Origin of the sequence: Flavobacterium cutihirudinis (genome assembly GCF_003385895.1) — a bacterium.
Classification (GTDB): domain Bacteria; phylum Bacteroidota; class Bacteroidia; order Flavobacteriales; family Flavobacteriaceae; genus Flavobacterium; species Flavobacterium cutihirudinis.
Map to the genome: position 1 here is coordinate 1 of NZ_QRDQ01000009.1, position 22516 is coordinate 22516.

Annotated in this window: 11 protein-coding genes and 1 rRNA gene; all 12 read right to left on the bottom strand. The window is 36.6% G+C overall.

The annotated features are described in order from the left end of the window. Nucleotides 1-77: ribosomal RNA gene (locus BD847_RS11160) — 16S ribosomal RNA — on the bottom strand; the annotation flags it as partial. Nucleotides 78-528: 451 nt separating this feature from the next. Further along, complete coding sequence (locus BD847_RS20840) at nt 529-702, bottom strand: hypothetical protein (protein ID WP_167443851.1); 174 nt, start codon at nt 700-702, stop codon at nt 529-531. A gap of 340 nt (nt 703-1042) precedes the next feature. After that, nucleotides 1043-3442 carry an arylsulfatase gene (locus BD847_RS11165; protein ID WP_115888366.1) on the bottom strand — a complete coding sequence of 800 codons (2400 nt, stop codon included), beginning with the start codon at nt 3440-3442 and terminating at the stop codon, nt 1043-1045. A 48-nt stretch (nt 3443-3490) separates the two neighbouring features. Next, complete coding sequence (locus BD847_RS11170) at nt 3491-5815, bottom strand: arylsulfatase (protein ID WP_244201589.1); 2325 nt, start codon at nt 5813-5815, stop codon at nt 3491-3493. A 120-nt stretch (nt 5816-5935) separates the two neighbouring features. After that, nucleotides 5936-7363 (bottom strand): arylsulfatase, encoded by a 1428-nt coding sequence (locus BD847_RS11175; RefSeq protein WP_208641797.1) that lies wholly within the window; start codon nt 7361-7363, stop codon nt 5936-5938. A 206-nt stretch (nt 7364-7569) separates the two neighbouring features. Further along, the gene (locus BD847_RS11180) at nt 7570-9942 is read right to left on the bottom strand and encodes an arylsulfatase (RefSeq protein WP_115888368.1); all 2373 of its coding nucleotides are present in this window, start codon (nt 9940-9942) and stop codon (nt 7570-7572) included. Nucleotides 9943-10200: 258 nt separating this feature from the next. Next, entirely contained in the window at nt 10201-11058 is an 858-nt protein-coding gene (locus BD847_RS11185; protein ID WP_167443852.1) for an outer membrane beta-barrel protein, read from the bottom strand. A 40-nt stretch (nt 11059-11098) separates the two neighbouring features. Beyond that, nucleotides 11099-16543 (bottom strand): MBG domain-containing protein, encoded by a 5445-nt coding sequence (locus tag BD847_RS11190; protein ID WP_115888370.1) that lies wholly within the window; start codon nt 16541-16543, stop codon nt 11099-11101. A 243-nt stretch (nt 16544-16786) separates the two neighbouring features. Next, nucleotides 16787-17902, bottom strand: a complete 1116-nt coding sequence (locus BD847_RS11195; protein ID WP_115888371.1) for a helix-turn-helix domain-containing protein — start codon at nt 17900-17902, stop codon at nt 16787-16789. Nucleotides 17903-18067: 165 nt separating this feature from the next. Continuing rightward, nucleotides 18068-18766, bottom strand: coding sequence for a DUF1826 domain-containing protein (locus BD847_RS11200; RefSeq protein WP_115888372.1), 699 nt, complete (start codon nt 18764-18766; stop codon nt 18068-18070). A gap of 85 nt (nt 18767-18851) precedes the next feature. Beyond that, nucleotides 18852-19826, bottom strand: coding sequence for an ornithine cyclodeaminase family protein (locus tag BD847_RS11205; RefSeq protein ID WP_115888373.1), 975 nt, complete (start codon nt 19824-19826; stop codon nt 18852-18854). Nucleotides 19827-20015: 189 nt separating this feature from the next. Beyond that, nucleotides 20016-22400 carry a family 20 glycosylhydrolase gene (locus BD847_RS11210; protein WP_115888374.1) on the bottom strand — a complete coding sequence of 795 codons (2385 nt, stop codon included), beginning with the start codon at nt 22398-22400 and terminating at the stop codon, nt 20016-20018. Nucleotides 22401-22516 lie beyond the last annotated feature (116 nt).

The window sequence follows — 22516 nt, forward strand, 5'->3', positions numbered from 1 at the left end:
GTGCTATACCCCTCGACTTGCATGTGTTAAGCCTGCCGCTAGCGTTCATCCTGAGCCAGGATCAAACTCTTCATCGTATATTTTTATATTATATAGTCGATGCCTTATCTAGTGGTTCTTTTCGAATCTTGCGATCCTATTACTCTTATTCTATTTGTTTTGAGATCGCTCCCAAAACGGCTGTCAATTCAATATGTCTACGAACGTGTATTCTTTTTTTGTTTCGCTTGTTTCTCAAAGCGGGTGCAAAAGTAGAAAACTTATTAGCATTTACAAGCCTTTTTGTAATATTTTTTTAAATATTTTTAGTACATTTTAATTAACTCACTGATAACATAATACTTGAGGGTTAAAATTTCTAGCTGAATATTAAAGATTTTACCTACAATATTAAATTTCAAACAGAAAATCATTACAACACTCACTGATCTTATTATGTACTCGAGCTTATACATTAAATAATATCGCATCATTAAAATAGAAGAATTACCTTTTGTACTACAAAAAATCAAACAATTACAAAAGGTATTACGAAATTTCATTTTCGACATTAAAAAAACATCTACAATTATAAGAAAGACCAATAAATACGATTAAAGTTAAAACAAGCATTAAAACAGGCAATATCATCCAGAAATTAGTTCCTATTTCTCCTTCCGACATCCCGCCGATAACTGTCAAAACTAAAACGTCTGTAAACATGTAAAAACTACTATAATATATATTGCGAGTTTTTAGCAATTCCTAAACTGCTAACCATTTGGTTAAAAATTAAGAATACGAAGAAAAAAAGAGCTGGTAAAAAATTCAATTAAGAAGTAAAAACTAAGTATACAACAATCCCTCCTACAATCATATGCGCAAGCAGATGCGGTACTTAAATTTATTTTATAAAAACGGAATGTATAAAATGATGATAATATAGATAAGAAATTTCGAAATCGGATATGCCATTTGAACTATTATATGACGTATACTTAGCTACATTTATTGCTATTTATTGGATGAGTAAGTTAATCCGGAAAATTTCACTTTCTAGTTTTTACAACAAATCCACTTTCACACTATTAATTTTACCATCAAATTTAAAAGGTGCTTTTTTATAATATCGGATGGAAACTGGTCCTCCAAGATCTTCACCAACATCAAAAGTTTCACTAGCTGTAAAGGCAACTGGAACAGTTCGTTTTACTTCGCCTTTGGCATATTCTTTTCCGTCAACTGAAATAACAATTTCTGCAAGAGCTCCAGGTTTTGCAATTGTGGTTAAAACTTCTATTTTATGTTTTCCTGCGGGAACTTTTGCGGAAGATTCAACATTATAGCGTTCAATAATCAGCATGTTATATTCGTAAACTAACTTTCCGTTATCCATAAACAAAGTCACACCGCCACCAGAACCACCAAGTGCATACAAAACCCCTGAAGCATTTTCTTTAATTTCAACATCGGCCACAACTTTATTACTTTTTTTACCTAAACCGGGCGCGCTGAATTCGGGCATGCGTTTAGTGGTTTCATCAAAAGTCCATGAAGTATAAGGCGCTTTTATAACATCTTCAGGATGAATACGAAGCCAGATTCCGGCTCCAATTGGATAATCTTTATTCTTTTTGGCTTCTTCATTAAAGACTTCCTGAAGTTCCTTAAGTTTCTGCGGATTCTTAGATGCTAAATCATTAAACTGAGTATAATCCTCCTTGATGTTGTACAGTTCCCAAACATCTTTCGTTGAATCCCATTCGGCTAAACCTTTTTGAGCAGGAATCCAAGGGTATAAAGGTCCAAAAGTACAGGCGTACCAGCCATCTTTGTAAACTCCCCGGCTTCCGTTGTTATCAAAAAACTGAACTTTGGATACTTCTTTTGCTTTGGCATCATTAAATGTGTATTTAAAACTGACCCCGTCTATTGGCATTTGCTCAAAACCATTTACGACTTTTGGCGCTTTAATATTCAAAATATCATAAATAGTCGGCACAACATCGTTTATATGATGAAACTGACTTCTAGGCGTATTATCCGGTTTTATCATTTTTGGCCAGCGAACAACCATTGCATTCTGCGTTCCTCCAAAATGAGAAGCGACCAATTTTGTATGTTTAAAAGGTGTATTTCCGGCCCAGGCCCAAGCTGCATGATAATTATTTTCTAAAAGAGGACCACCAATTGCATCTAATCCGCCGAGTTTGTTTAAAGCATCTAGCTGTTGCTGAATGGTGTTTGAAACTCCGTTTTGAGCCAATAATTCACTGATGGAACCATTTTGTCCTTCGGCACTTGAACCATTGTCTCCCCAGATAAAGAAAACGATTGTATTGTCTTTTTGTCCATTCGCTTCAAGCGCATCCAAAACTCTTCCAACTTCATGATCTGCATGCTCAACATAACCCGCAAATACTTCCATCATACGAATCTGAAAAGCTCTTTCTGATTTTGGAATACTTTCCCAAGAAGCCATAGTTTTGTCTCTCGCCGTTAGCATGGCATTTTTAGGAATCCAGCCTAGTTCTTTCTGACGTTTAAATACTTTTTCGCGATAAGCATCCCAGCCGTCATCAAATTTTCCTTTGTATTTATCTGCCCATTCTTTAAAAATATGATGTGGAGCATGACCAGCACCCGGAGCAAAATACAGTAGAAATGGTTTATCTGCAGCGTAAGATTTATGTTGATTCATCCACTCAATCGCGTGATCTGCCAAATCAGTTGTCAGATGGTATTTTTCGTCTTTTGGTGGTTCAACCGGAGTAAAATCATTTATCAATCTTGGTTCATATTGTGAAGTTTCTCCAGCAAGAAATCCGTAAAAATGCTGAAATCCGTAATTGACCGGCCAATAATCAAATGGTCCAGCAACTGTTGTTTGGTTAGCAGGAGTATTGTGCCATTTTCCAAAAGCAGAAGTACTATAACCATAATCTTTTAAAACTTCGGCAACTGTGGCAGCTTCTTTCGGAATAATTCCAGTGTAACCGTCCCAATCTACGGCTCTTTCGGCAATAGTTCCGTTTCCTACATGTGTATGGTTTCTGCCTGTTAGTAAAGCAGCACGGCTTGGCGAACAGATTGATGTAGTGTGAAATTCATTGTACGCAATTCCTTCTTTGAACACTTTTGTTAAAGTTGGCGTGTTTACACCGCCTCCAAAAGTTGAGGGCGTACCAAAACCTAAATCGTCCATCAAAATAATAATGATGTTTGGTGCATCTTTTGGCAAATGATCAGGCTGTGCTCTTCTTTTGTGCGTACTTTCTGCAAGGGTTTCATTCGCAATACTAGCACTTGGAACTGGCGGAAAAGGCAACACATCCTGAGCATAAATTTTAATGTTACTGATAATAATCAAAACAAGTAATAAAAATATACTACAACCTTTGTTTCGAAAAGAGCCGTTAAATTTTAAATTACTGATTTTCTCTAAACTATAAAATTCTTCCATGATTTTCAAATCTTAAAGGTTTTGATACAATTTTTAAAACTGAGTTTATCAACTTTTCTTTGTATATACAATTTTAGTTTTTCCAATTTTTCCATTAAATGAAAATGGAGCCTGATCAAAATAATCTAAGGAAACTGGCGAATCTAAATCGGTTCCGATATCGAAAGTGGCATTTGATGTAAAATGAAGAGACATAGCTGTTGGAACCTTTCCCTGTCCAACCGACGAACCATTTACTTTTAACGTCACGTTCATCGAGCCGCCAATTTTATCAACCAATTTTGACTCGATTTCGATTTTTACTTTGCCTTTCGGTAGTTTATCTTTCGATTTAATTTTTGTTCGTTGTACTTCAAACAAATTAAACTCATAATTTAAATAACCCTCTTTTACATAACAGGTAACACCGCCAGAAAATCCCGCTAGCGCATACAAAACACCATTTGCGTTTTCAGGAACTTCCACATCCATTGTTACGGTGCTGCTTACTTTTCCTAATTTTGGCGCTGCAGATTCCGGCATTCCTTTAATAGGCGAATCAAAAGTCCATTCTGTCAAAGGCGAAGAAGGTGCGTCTTCAGGATGATACAGCGCAGTTGACCATAATCCACCGCCAATTGGAAGGTTTTTATTTTTTGCTGATTCCGTTAAAAATAAAGCTTTTAGTTCTTCCAATTTTTTAGGTTCTTTCGCTGCGAGATCAACTGCTTGAGACCAATCCTGATCAAGATTATACAATTGCCAAGTATCTGTAAGTGGTGACCATTGTTTAATACCTTTCGGAATTCCTCCTACCCATGGCTCTCTTGGTCCTCTGGCGCTTGCAAACCAACCATCCTGATAGATTCCCCGGCTTGCCATAATATCAAAAAACTGTGTATGACGTGTTCCTTTTGCTTTCGGGTCAGTAAAAGTGTAAACCATACTTACTCCGTCTAATTCATCCTGAGCAAAACCATTTACTACTTTTGGAACCGGAATTTTATCAATTTCATAGATTGTCGCAGCGATATCAATTACATGATGAAACTGCGGTCTTGGTGTTTTATCGTGTTTGATTCCTTTTGGCCACGAAATAGCCATTGGCTGACGAGTTCCACCAAAATAAGCACCCTGCAATTTTGTTCCCTGATACGGCGTACTTGTAGCCCAAGCCCAACCTGCATTGAACATATTATCGGTTTTTGGCCCGCCAAGAACATCTAAACCTCCTAATTCATTTAAAGCAGTAATATGTTGTTCTATTTTTGTTGGAATTGCATTTTGTGCCAATTGTTCACTAATTGTTCCATTTAAACCTTCTGCAGAAGAACCATTGTCTCCCCAAATATAAATTATCAATGTATTATCAAGTTCTCCTAATTTTTCGATTTCGTCGATAACTCTTCCTGCATTAAAATCGGCATGTTCTGCAAAACCAGCCCAGATTTCCATAAGTCGGCGCTGAAAAGGTTTTTCTGCTTCTGGGATATTTGCCCAAGAAGTCATCGATTCAGCCCTTGGCGTAAGCAAAGTATTCTGCGGAATCCATCCCAGCTCTTTCTGGCGTTTGAATACTCTTTCGCGGTAAGCGTCCCATCCATCATCAAATTTGCCTTTGTATTTGTCTGCCCATTCTTTCATCACATGATGCGGACCATGCGCTGCACCGGGCGCCCAATACACAAAAAACGGTTTTTCGGGTGCATATGCTTTTTGTTCAGTCAGCCACAAAATTGCATCGTCGGCCAAATCCTCTGATAAGTGGTAATAACCATGACCTCCAGAAGTTTTTGGATGTTCTACATAAGTTGTATTTCGTACCAAAGTAGGTTCATACTGCGAAGCTTCTCCGGCAAGGAAACCATAAAAATATTCAAATCCATAACCTGTCGGCCAATAATCGAAAGGCCCTTTTGACGTAATTTGTTCTTCGGGCGTATTGTGCCATTTTCCAAATGCTGCGGTGTTATAACCATAATCTTTTAGTATTTCGGCCATTGTAGCAGAACTCTTTGGAATGGTTCCGCTAAAACCATCAAAATCATTGGCTATCGCGGCAATCTGACCATTACCTACACGTGTGTGATTACGTCCCGTAAGCAAAGAAGCACGCGTTGGCGAACACATGGCTGTGGAATGGAAACGATTATATGAAATTCCTGTATTTGCAACTCTGGATAATGTTGGCGTATTGATTTCTCCACCATAAGTTGAAGGCGCTCCCGGACCTGCATCATCCATTAATATTATCAAGATATTTGGTGCATCTGCCGGCAAATGTTTTGGTTCTGTTCTTTTTTTATAAGTCGATGTTTCAATTGTTACACCAGCCTGAGAAGCCGATGGAGCTGGAGGAAATGGCAATACATCCTGCGCATTTACAAAAAACACGGATAAAAAATTTATACTAAAAAAGACAATGATCTTTATATGTTTTTTAGCTTCCATTACAGACAGTTTATTATTTGAATCTTTACTTTTTCTACATTTTATAATGCACTAGAAGAATTATTACTCAGCACCCGGTTTCTTCAAACCAATATCCTTCATTGGATATTTTTGATAAGTTGCCAAATGAGCAGCTATAAGACCCATAACACCCGGAATTCCCCATTCGAAATAACGGTGTCCTTGGCTCAATTGTTCTTTTGGATCAGCATAAATATTATAAACCCATGGACTCATTCCGATACTTTGAATTGTGGACTGATCCAGATTTCTTCTTGTTGCCGAAGTATTAAAAACATTCATGTGCACTTTATATTCCTGCCAACGAATCGCCATAAATTTAGTTTCTGAATACATAAAAACAGCATTTCGATTCGATACCCCTTTATCTGACAAGAAAAAAGATAACTGATCTACTCCATCAATATAATTAGATGCCGGAATCTTATCTACAACTCCTGCTGCCGAAAGAGAAGTATTAAACATATCACAGATATCAAACAGACCATCGCTGATACGTCCCGGAGCAATCATGCCTTTCCAGTAAGCAATTCCCGGCACTCTTACACCGCCTTCCCATGTGGTTCCTTTTCCTCCTCTAAATGGTGTGTAACCACCGTCTGGCCAGACATCTTCATTAGGTCCATTGTCAGAAGTAAGGAATACTAATGTATTTTCATCAATTTTTAAATCCTGTAAAAGTTTCATTAGTCTTCCCACAATATCATCGACTTCTACAATTGCATCTTTATACGGAATTGCTGCTGGGCTTTTTCCTTTATAACCTTCAGATACATAGTTGTCATTATGCACTTTTGAAAAAGAATGAATCAAATAAAATGGTTTATTTTCTTTTACCGAACGTTTGATGAAGTCCTCACTGTAATCGGCAAAAACCTGATCTACTTTAGACAATTCTTCAATAGTCGAAATGGGTTGTACTACTTTATTTTCTTCTCCTTTTTTACCTGTCAGGATATTTTGATTTACCATTTTTTTAACCGCATTGAGTCTTTCTGGTTTATTAATTAAATCCGGATAAATCCACTCATTTACAAGCTGTGCATATTCTGACTGAACAGAACCAAATCCTAACCATTCATCATAACCTACTTCGTTTGGAAGACTTCCTTTGCTTTCGCCTAAATGCCATTTACCAGAAATGGCCGATTTATAACCATTTTGAGAAAGTATTTTAGCCGTTGTATTTTCTGAAGCCCAAGGATTAACTTTCGGATTTTCTCCAGTTAAAGTCGGCCTTGTTAGTCCCGATCTTGCCGGAATTCTTCCCGTCATAATTGCTGCGCGACTTGGTGTACAAGTTGGTTGCGCATAAGTCGAAGTTAGCTGTAAACCTTCATGCGCCAATTTATCCATATTTGGAGTTGGTGCGCCAATCGCTACACCTCCACCATAAACACCAATATCTCCATATCCCATGTCATCAATAAGAATGATCAAAATGTTGGGTTTCTTTTTTAATTTGCTCATTTTGTCCTTCATTTCTTTATCCTGATCTGGATGCGGAATTGCAGGTTCTAAATACTCTTTTACTTTAACTGTCGGATTAAAATAATTTTGCTACGCGCTGATTTCAGTAGCAAAAGCCAAAACAACGAATAAAACAAGGTACTTTCTCATAATTCTTTATTTATGCTAAAATTTTTAATTTACAATTCACCATTTACAATTAATAGCTATTTCAGGTCAATATTCACCTTGTCAATTTTTCCAGTAAACTTAAATGGAAGCTTATACGAATAGGCAACCGGAGATCCCGTATCTTCGCCAATTCCAAAAGTATCGATTCCGAAACGAGCTGCTACGGTTTTATCAATTCGTCCTTCACCTACTAACTTATTATTGATATAAAGTTTTCCGGTTCCTCCTTTTCCAGTTCCACCGCCATCATAAGCAAAATCAAATCGTACGGTGCTTTTTCCAACTGGTAATGCTTCTTTTGAAGTAATGACATAACGGGCATCATCAAAATAATTATAATGATATACCAGTTTCCCGTTTTGAACATATAAAGCAAATCCTGCTGAGCTTCCGCCAGAAGCCACAATAATACCGCTATCTGATTTAGATTTCAGCTCAATTTCAGCTGTAATGCTATGCGATTTATTTTTAGTGTTTGGCGAAGCCGTTTCAGCCAGTCTCGTTGCTCCGGCATAAAAGGTAAAGTGTTTGCGTTTAGGATCTGACGGTGTAGGTTTAGGTGAAATCAATCGGCCAGTTCCTCTGTCATCTAGCGGATAAACATTGTATTTTTTTGCTTCTTCATTAAAAATAGTTTTCAATTCCTCAAGCTTTTCCGGATATTTTTTAGCCAAATCAACCGATTCGCTGTAATCTTCCTCAATATTATAAAGCTCCCATTTATCTTTATCCCAATTTCCCGGTGCAAAATCCTGTCTCCACGGGAAAGTGTGTTGCGTTGCCGCAACCCAACCATTATCATAAATGGCTCTGTTACTGAAGATTTCAAAATATTGTCTGGTTCTAACCGGTTTGGCATTTTTATCTGTAAAAGTAGACAAGAACGAAACTCCATCCATAGGTTTCTGTTCCACACCGTCAACCGTTTTTGGCGCTGGCAAATGAGATGCATCTAAAACTGTTGGAAGCACATCAATCAAATGCACAAACTGGCTGCGCATTCCACCTTTATCTTTTATCACTTTTGGCCAGCTTACTACCATAGGATTTCGGCTTCCGCCAAAGTGAGAAGCTACTTGTTTTACCCATTGAAAAGGCGCATTTCCTGCCCAAGCCCAACCTACAGGATAATGAGGCTCTGTATTAGGATTTCCAATTTCATCAAGATGTTTTAAGTTGTCTGCCAAAGGAGTGGCTATTCCGCTCAATGCTTTAATTTCGTTGACTGTTCCTTCCATTCCTCCTTCAGAACTTGCACCATTATCTCCAACAATATAAAATATCAGCGTATTATCTGCATCAGGAAGTTTGCTGATGGCTTCTAAAAGTCTTCCTGTTTCATGATCGGCAAACGAAAGATAGCCTGCATAATTTTCCATCAAACGTGCAAAAAGTTTTTTCTGATCTGCTGAAAGTTTGTCCCAAGGTGTAACCCAGTCTGGTCTTGGAGTTAATTTTGTTCCTTTTGGAATAATTCCCATTTTTAACTGGCGCTCGTAAGTTTCTTGTCTTACCACATCCCAACCTTTGTCAAACTGACCTTTAAATTTATCACGCCATTCTTTTGGTGCATGATGTGGGGCGTGTGCAGCTCCGGGAGCAAAATATAGCATAACCGGTTTTTGTGGTGCAACAGATTTGCTGTATTCCAACCAGTTGATTGCTCTATCGGTCATATCGGTCATGAAATGATAGCCTTGTTCCGGAGATTTGTCTGGTTCTACAGCTTTGGTATTTTCAAAAAGAACTGGGTAATACTGATGAGTCTCTCCTGCATTAAACCCATAAAAGTAATCGAAACCTAACCCCGTAGGCCAACGATCAAAAGGACCTGTAACAGAAGTTTCCCAATCTGGCGTATTATGATTTTTTCCAAACCAGCTGGTGCTGTATCCGTTTCCTTTTAAGATTCTTCCTGATGTTGCAGTGGTTTTAGGAATCATACAATTGTAACTTGGATATCCTGTCGCCCATTCGGCCAAGAAACCAGATCCAGCATTGTGATGATTTCTTCCTGTCAACAAAGCGGCACGCGATGGTCCGCAAATTGCTGTTGTATGAAATCTATTGTATTTTAAACCATTTGCAGCGAGTTTATCCAATTCCGGAGTTGGAACAGGACCGCCGAAAGTACTTACTTGTCCAAAACCAACATCATCTAAAAGAATGATAATTACGTTTGGTGCACCTTGCGGTGGAGTAACCAGTTTTGGCCATTCTTCTTTGGAATCTTTATATGTTTCCCCAATTTTTCCGCCAAAAGGTGGTTCTGGAATTGGAAGTATAGTTCTGTCTAATTCTCCCGAATCTGTTTTTTCTGTTACAGAATCATTTTGTTTTGATTGATTGCAGCTGAAAAAAAAAACAGCTAAAATTAAGAATAGCTTTGGGCTAATAAACGATTTCATATTCGAAGATTTTGAGATACGCACTAATTTACAAACACTGGCAGTACAAAATCTTTTGATGATGTTGCAAATTATAATTTGCAACCAATTTTTAAAACTAAAGCATTTAATTTCTTTTCATAATTCCTTTATCAGCAAAAAAAGAATGTTTTTTTCACTTGACAACATCTCAATCATCTCCTGAAAAAAAACTAAAAATCATAAAAAAAGGTGTTGCTTCAAAACGAAACAACACCTTTTAATTTTAATTGTATTTTATTAATTCTTCTTTTTAACGCCTTTCGGTTTACTTGCTGAGAATCCCAATTTTAGTTGAAATCCAGCAGAAAAATAATTACTTTTTTGTACAATCGTTTTATTTTCAGAAACACCATTTGCCTGCGTATTTTCAATTCCGTTTGGGGCATACGTAACTATATTGAAGTTTTCAGTATTTTTTACCAAATCTGAAAATCCGTAGTCAGCAAAAATTCCTGTGTAAAGCTGTAAACCTTCTTTAAGTTTAAAGCTCAAGCCTGTTTCTAAACTTGCTAATAATGAAGTTTTAAGATCAACAGAAGTCTTGTCTTGCCAATTTTCTATTTTCCCAAATCCGTGTGATGGCAGATCATCAATCACAAGATCAATATCCGGATAATAACCGCTTAACTGCAATTCATTGGCAGAAGCTTTTACATTTTGTTTTCCGGAAAATAAAATTTTTCCACCAAAACCCAAATACCACTGAGATTGGTTTGAAATTGCAGTTCTGTATTGTAAAAGTAACGGAATTGCAAAAGAAACAAAATGTTGTTTTTCCTGATATTTTTTTGGCGCGACTCTGTATTCGAATGCCGACATTTGATCATCAACTTCATTAGAATTGATGGTTATTCCTTCCTTTAACTTAAAAGTATTCTGATTGTAAAGAACATCAATACCTGAATTAATTCCCCAATTATTATTTAGGAAATAAGTGTAACCAAGTCCCAGACCTCCGCCAAATTCTAAATTTCCATTTCCTACGGCACTCTCATAAAGAATGCCAGACGAACCTCCGCTAAGTTTTATGTTAATTTCCTGTGCCTTTATAGAACTGCATAATAAAAATATCGCGATTGCTATTTTGATTTTCATTTTGATTTTAATTTTCATTGATCTTACACTAAAACTCATTTTATTTTACCAACAGATTAATCGTTTTTTGCTCGCCATTTGATAACGTAAGTAATACAATATAAATAGCGGTCTGTGAAGGTGCAATTATTTGATTCTGAGTTTTCACGTTAGAAACTGTCTGCACTAATTTCCCATTGATATCAAAAATAGTTATAACAGCATCTTTCAGTTGTGCCTCACTAAAATTACATTCTAAAGTAAATTCGCTTGACCATTTTACCGGGTTAGGATATATTTTCATACTATTTGAAAATACAATTCCATTGATTTGAAACAAGCAAGATTTAATTTTATTTCCGTCTTTATCTGTAGCTACAACATAGTAATTGCCATATAAAGCTTGATTTTCTTTAAAATACTGTTGGGTTGCACCCGAAATAGCAGTTCCGTTTTTATACCATTGCCAAGAAACAAAGTCTTTGTTTTTATTATCAAAGAAAAGAACATCAGACCAGTGTTGTTTTATAAGTCCGCTCTGTGTAACTTCTACAGGTTTTAGGACTGATAATGCCGGATTATGATTTTGATCTCCATTCTGAGATGCTGTAACCGAAGTGTATCCTGATTTTTTTATTGCTAAATTATTACCTGAAACCTCAGCAATATTGGTGTTCTCTACCGAATACGTTATTGGCAATCCACTGTTAGAAACTGCATTAAGATTTATATTATTTTCGGATTCGCATCCAATTTCTAAAACTTGATTCCAAAAAATAACCTGATCGGCTTTGATAATTTCAAAAGCAGCACTTTTAAAAGCAATTTTGTAATTTTTGCCTGCATCAATTGTCCCCCCCTGAATGTTGTATTTCCCAACATTTTCGCCTGCTTCTCGCGAAAGAGCTCCTGTTACAATTGCCTTTGTATCGCCATTTACAAGTCCTGAAACTGTATATCCAAAAACTGGATCAGTTGTACCAAAAACTTTCTGATGTTCCGCCGAAGCAGTAACAGTAAGCGTATATTTATCTGTGGTAAAACTAATTTCATTTCCGTAAGTCACAAATCCATTACTGTTTATTGCATAGGCTTTTACATAATAATTTGTATTTCCTTTTAAGCTCACCAGCGTAGTACTGATTGATCCTAATGTACTACCTACAACAATCTTACTATCTGTTATTAGCGGATTTGCTTTAAGCGAATAAACAAATCCTGTTTCTGTCAAACATTTTCCATCGTTAGTTTCTGACGAAATTGTTCCAGAAACCACTGCTTCAGAAACCGTTATATTTGATGCGGCTAATGTATTTACTGCGAATGACGCACCTTCTTCAATTTCGACAGTTTTTGTAATAGAACAAGAATTTGCATCCGTTATTGTTACAGAATATGTTCCCGGCGCAAGTCCAGTTGCTGTAGCTTTATTTCCCGCTTTTGATGACCACAAGTACACATAAGGTTCAATTCCTCCACTAACATTTACAGATGCAGTTCCATCGTTTCCTTTATAACAAGATACGTTGGTTTTTGAAGTCACAGCTTCCAGTAATTTTGGTTCAGTGATAGTAAAACTTTGTGTTGCTGTACAATTTTTTTCATCGCTAACAGTTACTGTATAAATTCCCGCGCTAAGCCCTGAAGCTGTTGCTGCATTCCCGCCAGATGGAGACCATTTATAAGTATATAAGCCTGTTCCGCCAGTTACATTCACTGTCGCTGAGCCTGTATTCCCACCATGACAAGCGATATTGGTTTGAGGACCAACTGATACTACTAAAGCATCTGGTTCCGTAATCGTAAAACTTTGTGTTGCTGTACAATCATTTTCGTCGCTAACAGTTACTGTATAAATTCCCGCGCTAAGCCCTGAAGCTGTTGCTGCATTCCCACCAGATGGAGACCATGAATATTTATACAAACCTGTTCCGCCACTTACATTCACTGTCGCTGAGCCTGTATTCCCACCATGACAAGCAATATTGGTTTGAGGACCAACTGATGCTACCAAAGCATCTGGTTCTGTAATAGTAAAACTTTGTGTTGTTGTACAATCATTTTCGTCGCTAACCGTTACTGTATAAGTTCCGGCACTAAGTCCTGAAGCTGTTGCTGCATTCCCACCAGATGGAGACCATTTATAAGTATATAAACCTGTTCCGCCCGTTACAACTACAGATGCCGATCCTGTATTCCCACCATGACAAGCGATGTTGGTTTGAGGACCAACTGATGCTACTAAAGCATCTGGTTCCGTAATCGTAAAACTTTGAGTTGTTGTACAATCATTTTCGTCGCTAACCGTTACTGTGTAAGTTCCGGCGCTAAGTCCTGAAGCTGTTGCAGCATTCCCTCCAGATGGAGACCATTTATAAGTATATAAACCTGTTCCGCCAGTTACAACTACAGATGCCGATCCTGTTGTTGCACCGTGGCATAATAAATTAGTTTGAGATGGTGTAACTGCTAAAGCTGACGGTTCAATAATTGTAAAATTTTTCACAATAGAGCAACCATTTCCAGCACTAATCAGTACAGAATAATTCCCTGCAGCAAGACTACTTGCGGTAGCATCCGAACCACCAGTCGGTGACCAAACATAGGTAAAAGGCCCCGGTGTCCCAGAAGCGACTACCGTAGCTGAACCTGTGTGAGCACCATTACATAAAATATCATTTTGACTTGTAATAGCAACTAAAGTGTTGGTTGTAGTAATAAAAACGTTTTTGGTAAGTGTGCATCCGTTAGCATCTGTGATTACACAAGAATAACTGCCAGCAGCTAATCCCGTTGCTATTGCTGATGTTTGACCCGAAGACCATAAATAAGAATAAGGACTTACACCACCGCTAACACTTACAACTGCCTGACCACCTGATGCACAGGTCGCATTTATTTGAGATGTTGAAGCGCTTAAGGCAGCAGGCTCACCGATAGTAACTGATTCTATTACAAAACAACCATTAGAATCAGTGACTTTACAATTATAAATTCCAGCTTTCAAACCAATTGCTGTTGCTGCGGTACCTCCAGAAGGTGACCATAGGTAAGAATACGTTTTACTTCCACCTACTGGAACTGCAGTTGCAGTTCCTGTTGCTCCACCGTTACATAATACATCTGTTTTACTAAATGACAATGTCAAAGGTGCAGGTTCATCTATTATAACGCTTACTTTGCCTGTACATGAATTTCCATCTGTAATAGTGACCGTATAAGTACCCTTTGAAAGTCCTGAAGCAGTAGCTTCATTGCCACCAGTAGGTACCCATACATATGTGTATGAACCTACTCCACCTGAAGGTGTTACAGTTGCGGATCCGTTTGTTCCTCCACTACAAGAAACATCTGTTTTTACTATTGTACCAGATATTTTTTCAGGTCCATCCACTTCAACAGTCTCAACTAAAGTACATCCTTTTGCATCTGTAATTGTACAAGTATAATTGCCGGCAGCAAGTCCATAAGCGACTGATCCTGTTCCACCAGAAGGTGCCCATGAATAAGAGTAAGAAGGGCTTCCTCCTGATACCGCTACACTTGCACTACCATTTGCTCCTCCAAAACAGCTAACTCCCACTGATGCCGTAGTTGCTGAAAGGACACTTCCTGGTTGATCGATAGTAAAATCCTGAATTGCTGTACAACCATTTTCATCTGTAATAGTAACACGATAATCTCCTGCTGTTAATTCGGTTGCTGTAGCACCTACACCTCCAGACGGCGACCAAGCGTAAGAATAAGAACCCGTTCCGCCCGTTACATTTACAGTGGCTGATCCTGTTGCTTCTCCATGACAATTTACATGAATGATTGTTCCTTGAGAAGCTGCCAATGGATTTAAAGGTTCTTCAATTGTAAAACTTTTTGTTGCCGTACAAGAATTTTCATCAGTAATGGTAACCGTGTATGTTCCTGCTTTTAGTCCTGAGGCTGTTGCTGCATCTCCACCAGATGGAGACCATTTATAAGTATATAAACCTGTTCCGCCAGTTGCACTAACTGTAACTGATCCTGTATTTGCGCCATAACACGCAACATTTGTCTGAGACTCTTTTGATATTACAATTGGTTCTGGATTTTTAATTGCGAAACTCTCCGTTATTGAACAATAATTTGCATCGGTCACGGTTACTGTATATGTTCCTGCTCTAAGTCCCGAAGCTGTTGCTCCGTTCCCGCCAGAAGGTGACCAAGAATAATCATATGCTCCAGTTCCTCCTGTTACACTTACTGAAATAGATCCATCAGCATCACCGTTACAAGTTGGATTCGTTTTTGTTGGCGTAATCACGAAAGCCTCTGGCCCGGAAACTGTATATGTTTTGTTTACTATACAGCCAGTCGGAGTAGTTATAGCTACTGTATAATCTCCTGCTGTTAATCCTGTTCTGTTTTGTGTAGTTATTCCATTACCCCAATCATAAGTGTAATTATCATTTGTTGGAAGAGTTAATGTGATTTCTCCATTACTTCCGCCATAACATCTAACATTCGTAATTGCCGCTGTGGGCTCAATCAGATTAAACTTTATATTTCCTCGTGACTGACCTCTTTCTTCTGCAATACGAAATTCAACTGTACTATTACTGTCTAAGAAACCGTGCCAAACATTTGTATGTCCCTCACAACATTTATCATCACTATATTCCAGTTGGCCATTCACATATAGTCTAATCCAATCATCGTGCATTGGAATATCAATTGTATAATATCCGCAAGGAAATCCTTGTCTTTTCGCGCTCCAGGAATGATTATCACCATTTACTTTGCATCCTTGGTAACCTGGAACAGAAGAAGGAACATCATAATCTGCAAAATAATCTTCAGAATTAAAATTTAATCCGCTAGCTGTAAAATAGCCTGAATAATCGGATTGCCAAGCTAGACTATTATAGGTACCTTCATTCCATGCATATACATTCCAAACATTATCACCAAAAACAGTAGGATCACCTACCGGAGTTGTGGGGTTAAGACTAATATTAACACTGCCCGTAGTGCTACAACCATTATAAATATCTGTTGCAGTTACGGTATATGTTCCCGCAGCCAAACCCGTCACAGATTGGGTTAATTGTGCTGGTTCTGTATTCCATTTATATCTATAATACCCCGTGCCACCTTTTACTGCAACTGTTGCTGAACCGCTTACAGCGCCGCCACAAGAGGAATTCGTCTGGACAGCTATTGCCTCTAGTTCTCCGAGACATGGCATTACTGTGATACTTGCATAGTTCATCTGACCTATGTCATCAAAGACAGTTACAGAATATTCATTTCCTTCAATTAAATCAGATATGGTTTTAGTCGTTTCACCAGTTGACCATGAATACCGATAAGGAGGAAAAAGTTCCTCATCAATATTGACAGTAAGCGAGCCCAGTGGCGAAAGTGGACTCATATCTGTTCTGTCTATGGTAAATGAAAGTTGCCCAAACATATTGGCTGAGGCAAAGAGAACGAAAATAAATGTAAAAATTAAATGTAGTTTTTTCTTCATATTTTGGGGTTAGTTTATTCTTTTTGGATATAAAACACTGATAAAAAAGAATCAATACATTTCTTGGCTATATCCTTTTTTATAAAAATATAGGCTTGTTTTAAAAAAATAGTAATGAAACTTTGCGCGCAAAATTAGATAAGTGGAGAAGTTCAAAAGCACTCCAAAAAGTTTTGGCAATAAAAATCTATAGCCCAAAAAGTTTTTTAAGGATGGAAAATAGAAGAGAAATAAAAAAAGATTTTAAACTGCAATCTCAAATTCCTGCTTTTGCAGTTCAGACGGCAGAATACCATGATATTTTTTAAAAGCTGCAGTAAATTTGCTGGTATTTTCGTAACCCAGTTTATACGAAATCTCTTTGATCAAAAGTTTGTTTTCAATGATAAGTTCTTTGGCCAGCAACATTTGTTTTTCTTGGAAATATTTGTAAATAGGTTTTCCAAAAAATTGTTTGAATTCTGATTTAAGTTTACTTTCAGAAATTTTAAATTTTTCTGCCAACCAATCTATTCCCGGAAATTTATCATATAGATTGCTGGTTAAATAGTTTTCTACTTTATTGATACTAAATTTATCTTTATAATCAATTGCAAAATGCTTCTCGATCACTTGCTGGTCGATGCAAATCTTCAAAAAGTCAAAAATTAAATTTAAGGTACAAAGTTTAAACTGCAGAAAATCGATATGGCTTGCTTCATTATTCATATTCATAACCTCATCAAAAATGTTGAAGTTTTTCACTACTTCTTCATTTTCGTTAAGCGGCCAGGCGATGTAAGGTTCATCAGATGAGATAAACTTATTTAATCCGGCTTCTGAAAATAAACTGTTTTGAACCAGATTTTTCTGCAACCATTCTTCATTAAAATACAAGGTGATGTATTTATTGTTGGCACCTTTAAAATTTAAATCACAATTACGTTCTTTTGGTTTAAAAAATGTCCAACTGTAATTTGAAAAGCACAATTGTTTTTCACAAATATCTGTCTCGATTACTGCCTTATTGGTAACATTATTAAGACTAAGCATATAATAGCCTTTGTCTTCCATTTTCATTTCTTCGGGATTATCATAAACAAGATCAAAAGCCACATTGGTTTTGTATTTCATTTTTGAATAAATAACCCAAAGTCCTTCTTCTAATTCTTGATAATTGAAGCCACCTTCACAAAATGGTGTATTGGCAAAAATGCTCTGCTTAACTTTATTGTGTTTTATAAATGGATAGTTGGCAAAACTATCTACAAGCGCTTGTGGGGATTTACTGCTGTAAGGAAGATGATAGAAACCGTCGCTGTACGTAAAAAAGTACTGCTTAAACTGATTGAGCCATTTCTTTAATGTTTTTTGGAGCATTTCGACGCCAAAGATAAAATTTATTTAAAGTTTACCAAATCCTTATAAAGCTAAAAATCTGAAATAAAACAATAATTAAAGTACTCTTAATGAGCAATTCAATAAATGGAATTTTAGATAATTTAACTAAACGATTTTTCCTATATTCATTACTCAACAACTTCCCTAGCAAATCAACAGTAACCGATATTCACCTTCATTTTCTATTGGCGCTCTGTGAATACACGGTAGAACTTGCTGTTTTGGATGATCTACAGCCAGTCGCCAAAGATGTCCTAAACCTAAATTAATCGGTTCTGCATCTGCATGTAACTGATAATGCAAGTCAAAATAATTTTCCTTCAGAAAGCTTTCGAATCCTTCTGCTGGACCATCATAAAGTTCTTTTAGCTTTGCCCTGATTTCCGGAATTAAGATTTTTTGCTCTGCTTGCGAATTAGAAACAATATCACTTGCAGCTCCGTGATAGGTACATAAAAAAGTATCTGTCGCGATAGGCGAACGATCAACATGAAACGAATACACATCGGTTGATATGAAATCAAATTCATCATCACGTTCGTAACACTTTAGTAAATTAAGAGAGGGTGAAGCTCCAAAATCAGTTAATAATTGCAAATCATTTAAGATTATATCCCTTGCTATATTTCCTTTTTCTGATAGTTCGAGTGCAATTAGATCTTCGGGAGAAACTTCCGTTATATTTTCTTTTAAAGACAACCTGGCAACAATCTCATTAAAATCGCCATCCAAATTTCTGTACCAGCATAACGCATTCATTTCACCTTTGAAATCTGTATTTACAAGTTCAGAGAAAGTAGATACCATTGCAATTTGGCTGCTGTCAGAAAATGTATTGCTCATAGAATGATAAAAAAAAATCGTGTCGCAATTTAGAAAAATATTACGAAATGCCTTAAACTACGAAGGTTCATTTTCTCCCACTCTATTAGATCTTTTTTTGTGCTTCTAAATTGTATTCTTCATAAAAATATCCAGCTGCAACAAGATCTTCTAAAGCGTGTCCAACTGATTTAAAGTAGGTAATTTCAGTATCAGATGTTCTGCCGGTTTTTGTATTACTGCAGAGCTCAAACAAATCTGCTTTAATGGTTTCTTTTGTGATAATTCCATTAGTCAGCGGAATCAAAATATCACCGCTTTCCTTAAGTCCGCCTTGATAGGTATCTAGAAACAGACTTGATTTTAAAACCGCTTCATCATCGGCCTCACGCATGTCTTTTTTGTACGCTCCAACGAGATCTAAATGCTGTCCTGGTTTCAGCCATTTTCCAAAAACAAGCGGTACAGGTGATAAAGTCGCTGTCGAAATAATATCAACTTGAGAAACAACTTCCTCTATAGTTGAAACTGGTTTACAAGTAAACGAAGAATTTTTGAGTGCATCGCAGACCAATTGTGCTTTTTCTATAGTTCTTCCCCAAACGTAAACCTCTTTTATAGGCCTCACACTTGCATGCGCCTGAATTAAATTAATAGCCAATGCTCCTGTGCCAATCATCAACATAGACGAAGCATCTTTTCTCGAAAGATAACTGCTTGCTAAAGCAGATGTTGCAGCAGTACGTTTTCCTGTTAGTGATTTTGCATCAAGAATTGCTTTTATGTTTCCTTTGTGTCCATCGAGATAAATATAAGTTCCTTGAATTGAAGGCAAATCATATTTACCATTATTAGGGCTTACCGTAACTATTTTTACTCCTAAATCTTTACCCGATTGAAACGCCGGCATTAGCAACAATGTCGAATCTTTGCCTTCCTCTGGATTTGGAAAATCATGATGATGGCGCATAGGCACTTCTATAGCCGAATTCGAAAACCCTGTTCGAAGTCTTTCTATAAGTTCTTTAAAATTACATTTTTCTTCTATGAAATGATCTGAAATAAGTTGTATTGGTTCCATGTATTCTGTTCAAATTTTATTAAAAATAGGAGATTTTTTTATCACAATACTATTTCACCTTCAATCAGATAATATACACTAATTTAAGGTTAATATAATACAACTTCATTAAGTCACTGTGATAAAAAAATCTCCTTTTTTTTTAATTTTTTGAGAATACAATTGTAATAGCTTTAAGCTTATTTCTTTTTATTCTTCTTCCTTTATTGCTTCAATTTGTGTTGATGATAAAATCTCATTGAATACTTTTAAATCTTTGATTTTTCCGATAAAAGAATTCTTGCCGCCTCCAATTTTATCAAGCGGAAAAAACAAGGTTTTCATCACCCAAATAGAGTCTTTTTCATATCCGGTCGGAATTTTTTCTCTTGTGAGTTTTTTAACCAATTCTCCGCTTACATACAAAGTCGTTGAATTATTATCTCCAGTAAAAACAACATTTGTCCATTTATTTTCCGGAATCGAAACACCAAAATCATAATCCTTTCCTTCGTGAGAAAAACCAATACTAGACGTATTGCCTTGTTTTAGTTTTACAACTGAATGATTCGATTCAAAAAGAACACTATTCGCAACATTATTTTGAGACGGATTTATTTTGAAACTAACCGTATAATTATATCCAATTTCATTGTATGGAAGTTTTACATAGCTATCATTTTTTTTCAAACTTAGAACCTTTCTGTTTCCATCAAGTACATAATCTGCATTTTGTAATTTCTTTATTTCCTTATCGTCTCCTTTCATCTTATAATTTAAAACCAAAGAATCTTTACCGGAAATTTTCCCTCTCAAATTAAGTCCCGGACCTTCATTTATGTCTTTAGCTTTCGCTGAAAACGCATTAAAATCTACCACCTCATTAGTACCGCTCCACATTTTCTCACTCAAAACCTGAAGTGCCGGAAATACTCTGTCTGTAACATCCTGAGCGGTGATTCCGTTTTTCGCAACATCATTCCATACCGCAAACATTCCGCCTCTAACAAAAGGATCTCCCATCTTGAAAACCACATCTCCAATGGCAACTGGTTCCCATTTATTATATAAATATTCCAAATTTAGATAATCATAATAATAACCTGCAGCAGGCACAATATATAGAAAACCATCAGGTGTACTGATTAACGGATAACCCAATTCTTTCATTTTCACAGGATCGGCATAGCCATTATACCAAGCGTTCATAGTAACGCCCTTTGTAGTAACCGGAGTGTTTCCTTGTGCGTGGGTCAAAGCGCCCCAAACCCTTACATCTTTACCAAAACTTTGCACATACTTTATAAAATGATCAGTGAACTTTCTAAAAGGTTCTGCTTCTTTTTTATCATATTCATCCGTTCCGATATGTACTTCTTTAAAACGGAAAACCGGATTTTCTCCTTCCAAATATTCTTTAAATATGTTTTCTACTATGGTATACGTTTCCGGATTTTTTATATCTAAATGGTCTTTACCAAATTTTGCACTTGCAATTTGCGGAAATGCCTTTGAAATAGCCAAAGAATGTGCTGGAACATCAATTTCAGGGATAATATTTACGCCATAATTTTCGGCAAGTATTTGCAAATCAATAAACTCTTTCTTGGTATAATATTCTCCTTTCGTAGGCAATTGTGGATATCTTTCATTTTCTAAACGAAATCCGCTATAAGTGCTGTCCCAGTCATTGTTAAACTGTTTTACAAAACCATTATCACTAAGATGCAACTGAAAATCACTTATCTTATAATAAGACATCAACTTCACATAATCCTGCAAAAAGTCGATTTTGAAATACTTTCTTCCAACGTCAAGCATAAATCCTCTTACCTCATATTTAGGATAATCTCTCGAAATTCCTTTTGGCAAAAAACAATGCTTTGGATCGCTTTCTAAAATTTGCAAAATAGTACGCGTTCCCCAAAAAGCGCCTTTATATTGCGCCGCATTGATCGAAACATAGTCTTTTATCGAAAGCGAATAACCTTCTATATCCAATTCTTCTTTATTACCATTTAGAGAGATAAAAATATCACCTGCTTTTGGAGTTCCTGAAAGAATAGCCGGCTTTATTTTGTAGTCATCAAACAAATCATTTTGAAAAATATTTGCCAACTTTTTAAGCGCTGTTGCATATTTTGGATCCAACACAATTCTTGTCTTAGCCGTCAATACAAAACTACCTTCGTCACCGTGCCACTCACGTAACGAAGGAATCACAAATGGTTTCGCATTCTTTCCCGGATCGTTGTACTTCCCTTCTACTTTTACCGAATACGGAATTTCAATAGAAGAACCGTCATTTATTTTACTTGCTTTAAATAACAAATTGACTGTGGTATTTTGCAAAGGCGTGAAAATGGTTCCCGATTTGGTTATTACCGAAAGATTGTCCGATCCTATTAGTTTCAATTCATATCCTTGCGGATTTACAGGCATCTTATAGGTTGAAGTTCCTTTTGCAATAAAAGGTTCCATTACTACTTTTTCTGCCAGAAAAATCGAATCTGACTTCATCATTTTGGATTGTGCCAATGCCTGTATCGATACCAATAAAGAACAAACAACCCCGGTGTAAAACTTGTAACTCATATTATTTTTATTGTATTTTAATTATCCTAGTTTACTGAAACTAAAGAAAATTTACAGCTATAACTGTATGTTTTAAATATACAAAAGAGATGATTATATCATCTCTTTTGTTTTTT

Bases quoted from the DNA above. Each gene is read 5' to 3' on its own strand.
- BD847_RS20840 (WP_167443851.1), bottom strand. From the start codon at position 702: ATGTTTACAGACGTTTTAGTTTTGACAGTTATCGGCGGGATGTCGGAA.
- BD847_RS11185 (WP_167443852.1), bottom strand. From the start codon at position 11,058: ATGAAAATCAAAATAGCAATCGCGATATTTTTATTATGCAGTTCTATA.
- BD847_RS11190 (WP_115888370.1), bottom strand. From the start codon at position 16,543: ATGAAGAAAAAACTACATTTAATTTTTACATTTATTTTCGTTCTCTTT.
- BD847_RS11210 (WP_115888374.1), bottom strand. From the start codon at position 22,400: ATGAGTTACAAGTTTTACACCGGGGTTGTTTGTTCTTTATTGGTATCG.
- BD847_RS11165 (WP_115888366.1), bottom strand. From the start codon at position 3,442: ATGGAAGAATTTTATAGTTTAGAGAAAATCAGTAATTTAAAATTTAAC.
- BD847_RS11205 (WP_115888373.1), bottom strand. From the start codon at position 19,826: ATGGAACCAATACAACTTATTTCAGATCATTTCATAGAAGAAAAATGT.
- BD847_RS11175 (WP_208641797.1), bottom strand. From the start codon at position 7,363: ATGAGCAAATTAAAAAAGAAACCCAACATTTTGATCATTCTTATTGAT.
- BD847_RS11200 (WP_115888372.1), bottom strand. From the start codon at position 18,766: ATGAGCAATACATTTTCTGACAGCAGCCAAATTGCAATGGTATCTACT.
- BD847_RS11180 (WP_115888368.1), bottom strand. From the start codon at position 9,942: ATGAAATCGTTTATTAGCCCAAAGCTATTCTTAATTTTAGCTGTTTTT.
- BD847_RS11195 (WP_115888371.1), bottom strand. From the start codon at position 17,902: ATGCTCCAAAAAACATTAAAGAAATGGCTCAATCAGTTTAAGCAGTAC.